This is a genomic window from Methylobacillus glycogenes JCM 2850, assembly GCF_000617925.1.
GTDB lineage: Bacteria > Pseudomonadota > Gammaproteobacteria > Burkholderiales > Methylophilaceae > Methylobacillus > Methylobacillus glycogenes.
Genome location: NZ_BAMT01000002.1, coordinates 237,459 through 250,262, shown reverse-complemented (window position 1 = coordinate 250,262; position 12,804 = coordinate 237,459). Strand labels below are relative to the sequence as shown.

The 12,804-nt window shown below is 51.7% G+C and carries 13 protein-coding genes and 1 pseudogene; 9 read left to right on the top strand and 5 right to left on the bottom strand.

Annotated features, from left to right (window positions below; all coding sequences use genetic code 11):
- Window positions 1-131: 131 nt before the first annotated feature.
- Complete coding sequence (locus tag JCM2850_RS05035; protein WP_025870212.1) at window positions 132-932, top strand: quinoprotein dehydrogenase-associated SoxYZ-like carrier; 801 nt, start codon at window positions 132-134, stop codon at window positions 930-932.
- Window positions 933-1,050: 118 nt separating this feature from the next.
- Here the strand turns inward: JCM2850_RS05035 and JCM2850_RS05030 are convergent, their stop codons facing one another.
- Entirely contained in the window at window positions 1,051-1,650 is a 600-nt protein-coding gene (locus tag JCM2850_RS05030) for a cytochrome b (protein ID WP_025870210.1), read from the bottom strand.
- 118 nt (window positions 1,651-1,768) lie between these two features.
- A complete protein-coding gene (locus JCM2850_RS05025; RefSeq protein WP_051525283.1) occupies window positions 1,769-2,716 on the bottom strand; it encodes a beta-propeller fold lactonase family protein in 948 nt (315 codons plus the stop codon).
- A 176-nt stretch (window positions 2,717-2,892) separates the two neighbouring features.
- Between JCM2850_RS05025 and JCM2850_RS05020 the strand changes: the two genes are divergently transcribed.
- From JCM2850_RS05020 to lplT, 8 genes are all read left to right on the top strand, one after another.
- Window positions 2,893-3,828, top strand: a complete 936-nt coding sequence (locus JCM2850_RS05020) for a quinoprotein relay system zinc metallohydrolase 2 (protein ID WP_025870206.1) — start codon at window positions 2,893-2,895, stop codon at window positions 3,826-3,828.
- A gap of 194 nt (window positions 3,829-4,022) precedes the next feature.
- On the top strand, window positions 4,023-4,232 hold the full coding sequence (locus tag JCM2850_RS21570) for a hypothetical protein (protein WP_051525282.1): 210 nt from the start codon (window positions 4,023-4,025) through the stop codon (window positions 4,230-4,232).
- Between the two features lie 73 nt (window positions 4,233-4,305).
- Window positions 4,306-4,746, top strand: coding sequence for an energy transducer TonB (locus tag JCM2850_RS17225; RefSeq protein ID WP_051525281.1), 441 nt, complete (start codon window positions 4,306-4,308; stop codon window positions 4,744-4,746).
- A complete protein-coding gene (locus JCM2850_RS23800; protein WP_369384825.1) occupies window positions 4,743-5,513 on the top strand; it encodes a CHASE3 domain-containing protein in 771 nt (256 codons plus the stop codon). Before JCM2850_RS17225 ends, JCM2850_RS23800 begins: the two co-directional genes overlap by 4 nt.
- The gene (locus JCM2850_RS23795) at window positions 5,396-6,115 is read left to right on the top strand and encodes a histidine kinase dimerization/phospho-acceptor domain-containing protein (protein ID WP_369384840.1); all 720 of its coding nucleotides are present in this window, start codon (window positions 5,396-5,398) and stop codon (window positions 6,113-6,115) included. Before JCM2850_RS23800 ends, JCM2850_RS23795 begins: the two co-directional genes overlap by 118 nt.
- 182 nt (window positions 6,116-6,297) lie before the next feature.
- Window positions 6,298-6,753, top strand: a complete 456-nt coding sequence (locus JCM2850_RS05005; protein ID WP_025870204.1) for a peroxiredoxin — start codon at window positions 6,298-6,300, stop codon at window positions 6,751-6,753.
- Window positions 6,754-6,769: 16 nt separating this feature from the next.
- A complete protein-coding gene (locus JCM2850_RS05000) occupies window positions 6,770-8,167 on the top strand; it encodes a PhoH family protein (protein ID WP_025870203.1) in 1,398 nt (465 codons plus the stop codon).
- An 89-nt stretch (window positions 8,168-8,256) separates the two neighbouring features.
- Window positions 8,257-9,423, top strand: coding sequence for a lysophospholipid transporter LplT (gene lplT / locus JCM2850_RS04995; protein WP_025870201.1), 1,167 nt, complete (start codon window positions 8,257-8,259; stop codon window positions 9,421-9,423).
- A 138-nt stretch (window positions 9,424-9,561) separates the two neighbouring features.
- On the opposite strand, the pseudogene JCM2850_RS17215 reads toward lplT, so the two are convergent.
- The 3 genes and pseudogenes from JCM2850_RS17215 to JCM2850_RS04980 all read right to left on the bottom strand — a co-directional run bounded on the left by JCM2850_RS17215 (window position 9,562) and on the right by JCM2850_RS04980 (window position 12,719).
- Window positions 9,562-10,898, bottom strand: a pseudogene (locus tag JCM2850_RS17215) (NAD(P)/FAD-dependent oxidoreductase).
- A 261-nt stretch (window positions 10,899-11,159) separates the two neighbouring features.
- Window positions 11,160-11,621, bottom strand: coding sequence for a c-type cytochrome (locus JCM2850_RS04985; RefSeq protein WP_234406102.1), 462 nt, complete (start codon window positions 11,619-11,621; stop codon window positions 11,160-11,162).
- Window positions 11,622-11,804: 183 nt separating this feature from the next.
- The gene (locus tag JCM2850_RS04980) at window positions 11,805-12,719 is read right to left on the bottom strand and encodes a substrate-binding domain-containing protein (RefSeq protein WP_025870198.1); all 915 of its coding nucleotides are present in this window, start codon (window positions 12,717-12,719) and stop codon (window positions 11,805-11,807) included.
- Between the last annotated feature and the right edge of the window lie 85 nt (window positions 12,720-12,804).

Genomic DNA, 12,804 nt, shown 5'->3' with positions numbered 1-12,804 from the left:
TCAGGGGTCGACTGTCTGTGCAGTCGGCCCCTGCTGTTGTATGCTAGTCGACAAGACAGCATCATTATTCGACTTGTCATCAACAGCCATCACCCGAACGGGCTGCTTGAATAAAGCGTGAGGAGAGCATCATGAAATGTATCCAGGCCGTTGTTGTAACCACTTTACTCAGCGTGACCATGCTGACCACAGCCAGCCACGCCCATGCCGAAGCTTCTGCCGAAATCTGGCCCGTGATCAAGGAAGGTTTCTTCCCCAAGCGCCAGATTGAAGAGGTGGATTTCATCAAGCTTTCAGCACCCAAGCGCGCGGAGAGTGGCGCCCAGGTGCCAATTACGCTCACCATAGACAAGCCGCAGAATGCGCCTGATGCCATCAAGTCTGTTTATATCATTGTTGATGCCAACCCCATACAGCTGGCGGCCACTTACCATTTGTCTGAATTACTAGGGCAGTTGCAGCTTTCTACACGTATCCGTCTGGAAACCGATTCCTTTGTACATGCCATAGGCGAAACCGCTGACGGCAAGCTCTATATGACCGCCATACAAATTCGCGCCTCTGGTGGCTGTGGCGGCACGCTGGGGGCGGAGGAAAAAGAACTGCTGGCCCATGCTGGCAAAATCAAGCTCAATGTCGAAACGCCAGTGCAGTTTAATCAGGCAACAGTGACCACCTTCAATATCAAGCACCCCATGTTTACTGGTTTGCAGCGCGATTTGGTTTCGCAGGGCTTCCGCCCCGCGCTTTATATCAACAAAGCCAGTTTCAGCTATGACGGCAAACCAGTGTTAGAGGCTGATTTTGGCGTGGGCACCAGTGAAGACCCCTACCTGCGTTTCAGCTTTATCCCGCCCAAGCCCGGCAAACTGGAAATTCAGGCCACGGATAATGAAGGTGCTCACTTTGAACATGCTCTTGCCGTAAATTGAATAGCTGTAAATTAAAAGACTGTGAATTGATAGGCAGGGCATTGCGCTAATCGCCCAGACTACAGGCAATAAAAAAGGACGCGGATGCGTCCTTTTGCTTGAGCGGCGGCAGCGATGTTTAGCGGAATATAGACATACGCTTCATGGTGTCATCGCGGTCTATCAGGCTGTGCTTCAGGGCAGCCGCGATATGCAAGCCTATCAGAATCACCAGCAGCGTTGCCGTAAGCTCATGCGCTGCCACAAAGAAATCCCGCAAAGCAGGGTCATCCAGCCCCGGCAGCACCGGGATGGAAAACCAGTTTAGGCCATATTTGCTATAAAGCGTGGTGAGCATACCTGTCACTGGCATCAGCACCATCAGCACATACAGCAGGTGATGCGTGCCATGGGCCACAACCTGCTCCCAACGTTTGAGGCTGGCTGCCAAGGCAGGCGGCTGATGCATCAAGCGCCAATACACGCGCAGACCTATGATGAAGAACACGGTCAGGCCTATGGATTTATGCAGGTTGAAGTAGAAGGTACGAGGTGAGGCAGCTTCCGACAGCTGCACGGTGTACAAGCCCAGATCAAACAGATCAAAACTGCTGACCTTGGGGCCGCCCTTGGGCAGCTCATTCATATACCACCCTAGCCCCAGCAGGGCGATGATGCCAAGGGCAACGAGCCAATGCAGCAGGATAGCTACTTTGGTATAGCGGGTGGTTTGATTCATTTGGGTTCCAACATGCAAACGGCTCAGGTCTTGCGTCCATCAAGACCTGAGGCCAGGGTCATACAAAACAACGCATAAAACTCATGCCAGCGCCTCAAGCGCTGGCTATGCCAACATATTACCGAACAAACACACCCCAAGGTGTATCACCTACGGTAATTTCCTTGAGCGCCTTGTCATGCTCAGTATCAATCACCGAAACCGAGTTGGACTTGCCGTTGGCAACATAGAGCTTTTTGCCATCAGGCGTTACATCCATATTCCAGGGGCGCTTGCCTACTGGAATAGTCGCGGTCACCTTGTTGCTGGCAGTATCAATCACAGACAGAGTGCCGTCACCGCCATTGGAGATATACACCTTTTTGCCATTAGGCAGGACTTTCACGCCGTTGGAGCGCTTGCCTACAGGGATAGTGGCAATCACTTCGTGCTTGCTGGTATCAAACACCGACACCGTGCCTGCAGCCTCATTGGCCACATAAGCGCGTGAACTATCAGGCAGGAAGCCTATGCCACGGGGCCTGTCGCCCACTTCCACCAGCTTGATGGAGGTGCGCTTGGCAATATCCACCACATCGACATACTTGGCTTCTTCTGCGCTGACATACAACCATTTGCCATCAGGGCTGAACTCGGCATGCTCAGGGTTTTTGCCCTGCATTTTTACCTTGTAGCTCACTTTGTGCGTAGCGGTGTCAATAATAGAAACGGTGTTGTCTTCTTCATTGGCAGCAGAAATCCACTTGCCGTCATGGGAAATGCCTACACCTTCAGGGGATTCTTCCAGCTTGATTTTGTCACTGATGGACTTCTTGGCAAGGTCTATCACCAGCAAAGAGTTCTGCTTTTGGTCACTGACAAAAATATATTTGCCGTCATTGGTAATTGCAGCGCCACGAGGCTTTTTACCCGCCTCAAAGCTGCCTACCACTTCATCGGTTTGCGTGTCGATGATGGACACAGTGCCAGACTTTTCATTGGTGGAATAAGCGAAAGGGGCAGCAAAAGCAGCACTGGAAAACACCAGCGCAGAAGCGATGGCCGCGAGCTTGAGTTCAAATTGCATATACATTCTCCAATAGTATTTTTACGACTTGTAGTTATAGACTTCTTATAGAAACCCTCTTTTAATGCATTGTTTCAGACGCTGCAATACTTCTCAAGTTCAATCTCAGGTTTACAGATTTGTATATGGGCATTTAACATGCAGGCTTGCGTCTTCCGCCACTTAAAGATTGCCACATGCATTTCAAGCCCGCTTATTATTACAAGCTATTAGTCAGCCTGGTTTTTCTGCTGGCTGCAGCCTCCGTTGTTGCGGCTGATTTCAGCTTGGAGCAGGTGGCCAATGGTGTCTATGTACACTATGGCGTGCACGAGGATTTGGATGATGGCTACCATGGCGATATCAGCAATATTGGCTTCATCATCGGCAGCAAGGGCGTGGCCGTCATTGACTCCGGTGGCAGCCTCAAGACAGGTCAGCGTTTACGTGCAGCCCTGCGTGAAATTACTGCGCTGCCCATACTGTATGTCATCAACACCCATATTCACCCTGACCATATTTTTGGCAACGCCGCTTTTCTTGCAGACCAGCCGCAATTCATCGGCCATGAAAAGCTGGCCAATGCCATGGAGTTACGCAAGCCCGCCTATCTGAAACAAGGCCAGCAGTTGCTGCATGATGACTTTGTGGGCAGCGATATCATCAAGCCCACCGTCAGCGTAGCGCAGTCTTTGGTGCTGGACCTGGGCCAGCGCAAATTGCTGCTACAGGCTTACCCCAATGCCCATACCAATACCGACCTGACCGTCTTCGATGAAACCTCCGCCACCTTATGGACGGGCGATTTGCTGTTTATAGAACGCACGCCCTCGCTGGATGGGGATATCAAAGGCTGGCTGAAGGCGCTAGATCAACTACAGCAACTCAAGAACATCAAGCAGGCAGTGCCTGGGCATGGGCCAGTGACCCGTGATTTTTCCAGCGCCCTGAATCATGAAGCGCGCTATTTGAACCTGTTGCTGGAAGATATACGTGCCGCCATCAAGCAAGGCAAAACCATGGAACAAACCATGGACAGTGCAGCCCAGGCCGAATCCGGCAATTGGCAACTGTTTAACGCGGTGAATCGACGTAATATCAATCTGCTTTATCCTGCGCTTGAGTGGGAATAATTCCCGACATTTCCCGGATTGCGCAAAATAGCATTAATGAAACATTCCCATCCCGCATAATAAGTATTCAAAAGCCACTAAGCCCTCAATAACTTTAAAAGAATGATCGTGCTTGCCCTGCCTGCTTCCACTGCCTTGCCAAATCACGACCGCACATTGCTGTGGGCAGTGCTTGCCTCGCTTGCACTTCATGCTTGATAGGCCTGTTGCTGCCCATATTGAAGATGGAACTGCCTGAGCCTACACCACAGACCTTGCAGGTAGAGCTGGCCCCGCCGCCCAAGGCTGCGCCTGTCACGGCCGCCCATGAGCCTGAGGCCATCCCCGAGCCAGTCAAACCACCAGAGCCACCGCCTCCGCCGCTGCCCAAGCCTACCCCCGATTCCGCTGCCAGCCAAGCCTGAACCACCCAGGCCGGAGCCGCCAAAACCTGCACCCAAGGTTGCCGAACCCGTAGCCAAACCTCAAGAACAAGCAGTGGCTACGCCCAGCCCTGAAGTCATCAGCGTGGCACCCAAGGAAAGTGTAGCGCCGCCCGTGCCTGCACCAGCCCCTGTAGCACCGCCAGCGCCCGCTCCCACGCCAGCACCCCCGCCTGGCCCCAGCCAGCAGGATATAGATGCCGCACGTAGCCAATACAGCAGCCTATTGGCCAGAACCATAGGCAAATACAAGCAATACCCCAAAATCGCGCAGATGCGCGGCTGGCAAGGTGAAGTGCTGCTGGAAGTGCACTGTGATGCTCAGGGCAATGTGGTGCAAACGCTGGTAAAGCAATCCAGTGGTCACAATGTGCTGGATGAGCAGGCAATGACCATGGTGAAAAAGGCCTCGCCCCTGCCACCCGCGCCAGAAGTACTCAAGAACAGAACCCTGATCTTGCTGGTACCAGTACCGTTTACGCTGGAAGAATCTTGAGCTCCACCATCAAAGCCAAATCGCTCAAGGATGTACTGCTCATCCATGAACTGACCTTTATCCTGCTAGTTATCTTGGCAGGTACGGCGGGCGTGATTGGCATGCGCATCTGGGATCAATCCTCGCAAGAGTCCCAGCGCATCAACCTTATGGTGCAGGAAATCCAGCAGACCCGTGGCGATCTCTATCGCCAGATGAAAGAATTGTTCGATATGTACTTCCTCAAGGACCCGCAAGCCCAGGAGGAATACAACGTCTATACCCACTCCATAGACGCGCACTTCCAGAAACTCTTGGAATTGACCGTGGATGAGGAAGAGAAAACCGCGATTACCGAGTTGCATGCCAGTTACCAGGCCTTTGTGGTGGAAACGCAGGATATCTTCAGCCGCCCACAGGATTTCAATAATGAAAGCTTGGAAAAAGCCCTGAACACGCATCTGGAGTCAGGCATTTTCCATAGATACGAAATCATTTCCGCGCGGGCTGAGCGCCTGTTGCTGCTCAAGCAAAATGAATTGTCTTCCAGGCTGGAGGACGTCAAGCATACCTCCATCACCCTGCTGATGATCCGATTGGCCTGGCCATTCTGCTGTTGCTGTTTTCGCGGATTTTCCTTAAACGCGCCATCGTCCGCCCTATCCATAACGTGCTGCACGCCACGCGTGAAATCAGTGCGGGCAATCTGGGACATAAGGCTCCGGAAGAAGGTGTGGCTGAACTGGCTGCACTGTCCCTGGCCATTAATGCCATGGCAGAGGAGTTGAACCACAGCCAGGAAGCCCTAGTGCGCTCAGAGAAACAAGCAGCGCTGGGCTTGCTGGTGCCCATGCTGGCCCACAACATACGCAACCCCCTGGCCAGCATCCGTGCGACGGCCCAGGTGGCAGACAGTGATGCCCTGGATCAAGAAACGCGTGACTCTCTGGTGGCAATTATCAGCACTGTGGACAGGCTGGATCGCTGGACACGGGCCTTGCTCGCCTATTTGCATCCGCTCAAACCCCAGCCTACCCCTACCAGCTTGAGTCACATTCTCAAGGGTGCCTTGATCCCGCTGGAACCAAAAATACGTGAGAAGCAACTGACTATAGAACTGCCGGAATGGCTGGAGCTGGACGACAGTATGTTTACCGACGAAAACCTGCTTGAACAGGCACTCTACAACGTCTTGCTCAATGCAGCAGAGGCATCGCCTGCTGGTAGCGCGCTGGTCATCCGTTGCCACGCATTCACCGACAGCCTGGAGCTTGCCATTCTGGATGAAGGCCCAGGCATGCCTTTCACCCCAGATCCGCATGCCATCAGCCAGGGCCTACGACCAAACGCTTTGGTACTGGCCTGGGCATTCCCTTTGCATTCAAGGTGATGGAAGCCCTATCCGGCAATATCCGCTTCAACCCCAGGCTCAAGGGTGGCACTTCCACTGAAATCCAGCTGCCACGCCACCATTTGCAGGACTAAGGACGAATTACTGCAAGTCGCCAGAAGCTGCTTGCCTTCTCCCGGGTTTTTAACAACAATGGGAGTGTCTAAAGTCCACTAGCCATTATGTTGAACCAAGTTATTGCTGATTTTGAACTCCCTTCCACAAGCGGAAAAACTTTCAAGCTTTCCGATTACATTGGCAAAACTTTGGTGATTTACTTCTATCCCAAAGACAACACTCCCGGCTGTACCAATCAAGGCAAGGATTTGCGCGATTTATATGCGCAGTTCCAGGCTGCCAATGCCGAGATCGTTGGCATCTCGCGCGATGGCCTCAAGTCTCATGAAAACTTCAAAGCCAAGTTCACCTTCCCCTTTGAATTACTGGCCGATACCGAGGAAAAAGCCTGTACGTTATTCGACGTAATCAAGCAGAAGAAAATGTATGGTAAAGATGTACGTGGCATAGAGCGCAGCACCTTTGTCATCAACAAGGACGGCGTTCTAGTACAAGAGTGGCGTAAAGTGAAAGTGGATGGCCACGCCCAGCAAGTGCTCGATTTCATTCAATCTCTTTAGACAAGAAGGCTGCCAGATGATCAGAAAGAGTACCGCAAACACCAAACTGTTCGTTCTTGATACCAATGTGCTGATGCACGACCCTTCCAGTCTGTTCCGTTTTGAAGAGCATGATATCTACCTTCCCATGGTGACCCTGGAAGAGTTGGATAACAACAAGAAAGGCATGACCGAAGTCGCGCGCAATGCGCGCCAGGCCAGCCGTAATCTTGAAGAAATTGTCGGCACCAATCTCAGCCATCTGGAACAAGGCTGTCCCCTCTCCATCAATGGCAACAAGCATGTGAGCGGCAAATTGTTCCTGCAAACGGCTGCTGTCACTGCCGAGCTGCCCATGCTGGCAGGCAGCAAAGCTGATAATCAAATCCTCAGCGTGGTACTGGAGCTGCACAAATCCCAGCCCGAGCGCCAGGTTGTACTGGTCAGCAAGGACATCAACATCCGCATCAAGGCCAGAGCCATAGGCGTTGCGGCAGAAGATTACTTCAACGACAAAGTACTGGAAGACACCGACCTGCTCTACAGCGGCATGAAAGAATTGCCTGCCGATTTCTGGGAAAAGCATAGCAAGGCCATGGAGTCCTGGCAGGATGCCGGGCGCATGTTCTACCGCATCAACGGGCCGCTGTGCAAAAGCTTCCTGGTCAATGAGTTTGTCTACTACGAATTTGAAAAGCCCTTCCATGCCATCGTCCGCTCTATTGAGGGCAATAGCGCAGTGCTGGAAGTGGTGAAAGATTACACCCAGCCCAAGCATAATATCTGGGGCATTACCGCGCGTAACCGTGAGCAAAACTTTGCGCTTAACCTGCTGATGGACCCTGAGGTCGACTTTGTTTCACTCCTGGGCCAGGCTGGCACCGGCAAGACCTTGCTCACCCTGGCTTCTGCCCTGACCCAGACTCTGGACAAGAAAATCTACAGCGAAATTATCATGACCCGTGTCACGGTGCCTGTGGGTGAGGATATTGGTTTCCTCCCCGGCACTGAAGAAGAAAAGATGGCGCCGTGGATGGGGGCGCTAGAAGATAATCTCGATGTGCTGAACAAGTCTGACGAAGAGGCCGGGGACTGGGGCCGTGCTGCAACGCAGGACCTGATACGTACCCGCATCAAGATCAAGTCATTGAACTTCATGCGTGGCCGGACTTTCCTACACAAGTTCCTCATCATCGACGAAGCTCAGAACCTGACGCCCAAGCAGATGAAAACATTGATCACACGTGCAGGACCCGGGACTAAAGTCGTTTGTTTAGGTAATATTGCGCAAATTGATACGCCCTACCTCACTGAAGGTAGCTCCGGCCTGACGTATGTGGTGGATAGATTCAAGGGTTGGGGCCATAACGGCCATGTCACACTAGTGAGGGGCGAACGTTCCAGGCTAGCAGACTTTGCTGCGGACATTTTGTAATAAACCATCAATACAATGACGCAATCTGGCGCGGCCAGTAATTATGACAGGATCAAGGCACCCGCTCTATAAGGTGCGATAATACAGCGATGAATCCGGGTTTTTATATCATTTTGCTAGCGCAGTTCCTTTCTGCGCTAGCGGATAACGCATTGCTATTTACCGCGATTGCCTTATTACGGGACATGGAAGCACCCAGCTGGCATGACCCGCTGCTGCAGTGGTTCTTTGTTATCTCCTACATCATTCTGGCCCCCTTTGTCGGCTCGTTTGCCGACGCCTTCCCCAAGGGCAGGGTCATGTTTGTTTCCAATGCCATCAAGTTCATTGGCAGCACCTCCATGATCTTTGGCATGCCACCTTTATTTGCTTACGGCATTGTCGGTATTGGCGCTGCCGCTTATTCCCCAGCCAAATATGGCATCCTGACTGAATATCTACCGCCCGAAATGCTGGTGAAAGCCAATGGCTGGATGGAAGGCTCCACCGTCATGGCCATCGTCTTGGGCACGGTCATAGGCGCGATTCTGCCTGGCAAAGATATACAGCTGGCCATGATAGTCATCACAGTGCTTTATCTTTCTGCGGCGATATTCAACATTTATATCCCCAAAGTGCCTATAGACCACAAGCTATCTAAGAAGAACCCGATATTCCTCATCAAAGACTTCTGGCTTGCCACCAAAGCTTTGTGGAAGGACACCCAAGGGCAGGTATCGCTGGCAGTGACAACCTTGTTCTGGGGGGTAGCTGCTACGCTGCGGTTTGTCGTGCTGGCCTGGGCGGCTTTTGCCTTGAATTTCACCCCGGAGCAATCCACTTATATGATGGTGGTAGTGGCCATAGGCATCGCCATAGGCTCCATCGTCGCCGCCAAGATGATCAAGCTGGAAAACTCGGTGAAGGTATTACCTGTAGGCATAGTGGTCGGCATCTTGGTGATCAGCATGATCTTTATCACCAATTGGATAGTGGCTTGCATACTGCTGCTGTTCATAGGTGCGCTGAGTGGCTATTTGGTTGTGCCTCTCAATGCTTTGCTACAGCACCGAGGCCATCATTTAATTGGCGCTGGCCATTCGATTGCGGTACAAAACTTCAATGAGAACCTGGGCATTGCTGCACTGATTAGCCTGTATACCTTGATGCTCAAGGCTGAGATTCATATTGACCTCATCATCATCGCCTTTGGCCTGTTTGTCAGCCTGAGCATGGCGGGCATTTATAAGCTGTATCAAGCGCAGATCAAGGCCTGATTATCATCAGCGCACTGCAAGCTCAGCGCCACTAACTACGCACTCATTTGCCAGGCCTGTGCTTTACGGCAGGCTTATACAATAAAAAACCCGGGATATCCCGGGTTTTTTCTTAGTGTGCCATAAGCCGCTGGGTATTTAGTGCAACTTAACCCTGGCTTCTGTTCTACGCGTGATCATGCGTGCCAATATCTGCAGCATCACCGCAAAGAAGCCATGTAGCGCCATCAAATGCATCTGATATAGCGATTGATACATCAGGCGTGCAAACAAGCCTCAATGTACATGCTACCGCCTGCAAGTGAGCCCATCAGGCTGCCTACCGTGGAGTAGCGGCCCAGATTCACCAGAGAGCCGTAATCGCGGTACACATATTCTGGCAGCTTATCCTTGCCTGCCACGCGCGCTTTGACCGTCTTCACCAGCATGGATGCCTGTTGGTGCGCAGACTGTGCACGCGGCGGCACGTTTTCATCATGACCAGGCCATGGGCAAGCAGCACAATCACCAAAGGCGAAGACATTTTCGTCCAGGCTGGTTTGCAAAGTACGCTTCACCACCAGCTGATTGATGCGATTCACTTCCAGCCCATCAAGGCCACGCAGGAAATCAGGCGCCTTGATACCAGCCGCCCACACCACCAACGCAGAAGGAATAAAGCGGCCGCTATGCGTATACACACCCTTGCCCGTAACCTCAGTTACACGCTCACCAGCATAGACGTGCACGCGCAGCTTGCGCAGCTCTACATCGACAGCCATCGATAGCTTGGCAGGCAAAGCTGGCAGCACGCGATCACTGGCTTCAATCAACGAGATCTTGATGTCTTTGTCAGGGTCAATCTTGTCCAGACCATAGGCGGCAACTTCACGAGTGGTGTTGTGTAACTCAGCAGCCAATTCAACACCCGTAGCGCCAGCACCCACAATCACCACTTCCAGCTGCCCAGCCTGGATAGGCTCAGCCTGGGTCTGGGCACGAATCAAGGCGTTATGCAGGCGCTTGTGGAAGCGCTCAGCCTGGCCTTGGGTATCCAGCGCAATTGAATGTTCACGCGCACCAGCAATACCGAAATCATTGGTGGTACTACCCACGGCAATAATCAAGGTATCGTATTTGAATGTACGCCTGGGGATAACCTCCACACCATCTTCATCATGGTAGGGAGCGACATAAACTTCCTTCTTGCCCCTGTCCAGGCCATCCATACTGCCCAGGCGGAAATGGAAGTGATGCCAATGAGCCTGGGCAATATACTCCAGCTCATGCTTGTCAGGATTCATGCTGCCTGCCGCAATTTCATGCAGCAAAGGCTTCCAGACGTGGGTTCTGGTACGGTCAATTAAGGTGATATGTGCTTTTTTCTGACGCCCCAGACTATCGCCGAGCCGGGTAGCCAGTTCCAGACCACCTGCACCGCCCCCGACAATCACCACATGATGCAAATCTGAATTGTTTTGCGTTTCCAATTGCATAACTTCACTTTCCAGGACTAAACAAAATAAATCAGTACAGCCATCAAACTCTATGTCTCGCCAAGACCTTAGTCTTTGTAGATTGGCGTGAATAGACGATTTGCGCTAAAACCACTTGCCTGATTTTACCCCTAAAGCCACGCTGACGCGCATAAAAAAACGGCCATTGAAAAACAATGGCCGTCTTTGCAACAAGGGATTAACAGTGATGCAGGCAACTAGTGCTGCAAACTCCTGCCATAAGCTCCCAGAGCTGCTAACTTATTGTGGCTTTTCATCCAACCATGGCTTGTCACCGCCGCCCTTGTATTGGCTACGCAGGAAGCCAATGATCTTCAGGATTTCGTCGGTGGAAACCAGATCTGGGTTACCAGATACTTGCTTGTGCCAAGTAGCCATACCGCCGTTGGAACCACCAGCGATGGTTTCGAACATACCCTTGTCGGTGATGTGCTTAGCATATTGCCAACGGTCATCGGTAATAGGCACAGCAACTTGACCATCACCGTTAGGGCCGTGGCAGGTGGTGCAGGAATACAGACCGAACTTGGCCTTACCTTGCTTAGCCTTGGCTGGGTCAGTGGCGTACAGCTTTGTGTAAGGGTTTACACAAGTAGCCAGGAATTGCTTGGCTTCTGGGGTGTCATCATCAGCAACCGTGATCTTCAAAGGACTGTTGTCCTTAGTCGATACCAGATTGCAGGCTGCGTTGGCTTGAGACATTGCCAAACCAGCCAGGGCCAGAACTGAGGCCGCCAAGGTTGCTTTTATCACTCCATGATTCAACATACTTTCTCCTTGCTTTTATAAACATTTAACTTCGACTGATTCAATTGCAAATGCACCAGCCTGCATTTCAATTAACGGTTAAGACACCGGGCCGTTGACCCGGTTCATGAAAAATTCCTATTCAAACTTAGGAATCACATCGCCCTTTTTCTCTCTCTTTTTCTCTACGCTATCACCTTCAACCACAGGTACATGCGGGATACCGTATTCATCGAGAATCTTGAGGATGTCATCTTTCCTACGGTCCAGCACTTCTTGCAGCATGGCGAGACGTTCTTTATCACGCTTGCGTACACCCAAGGAAATATTCCAGTATTCCTTGCCGTGAATATTTTCCTTTTCATACTCTGGCGCAGGCACCACTACCAGAGGGATGCTGGCATGCTTGGCATAGTAACCTGCAATTGGGCCCCAAAGGATAGCTACATCAATATCACCCTTGACCAGATCATCAATCACAAAGCTAGGTGGCAGGTTGAGATCGCGCTGAATGCGATACGGGCGCGAATTGCCCAGCAGGCCCTTGTCATTCAAGGGGCGTGAAGGCGGGGTTTGACCGACTACACCGATGATACCCTTGCGCAGGTCAGGGGAATCCCAATCAGTGATGTTATAACCGCTATCCTTGCGGTAAACGAATACATAACCAGAGCGGTAATAGGGCTTGGAGGTCGCCATCATGTCGTTGCCTGCCACAGTCCCAATAATGACGTCACATCGACGTGCATTCAAAGTGTTCCTGATGAAACCCATACGGTCGTACCAGAACTGGTAGGACAGGGTCTTGCCGAGATCTTTGGCGATCAATTCGGCGATTTTATTTTCAAAACCTTCTTGCTTGCCATTCGAATAGGGCAAGTTATCGTAATCTGCACAGACTTTAAGTTCATCCGGGTTATCTTCCCGAACAGGTAAACCACCACGTCCAACATCACCATCTACATCCAGCGTATTTGCGGCACCAGCCATGGCCAAATGACTTACACCAGCTAGGGCTACTACGAGTGAAATCTTTTTCAGTGTCTTAAGCATTACCATTCCTTCCTCATTGATAAACAATCGCATTACTGTTTGCCTACCAAAGATAAAAGCACCCCGCCTTACGGCGGGGTGCTTG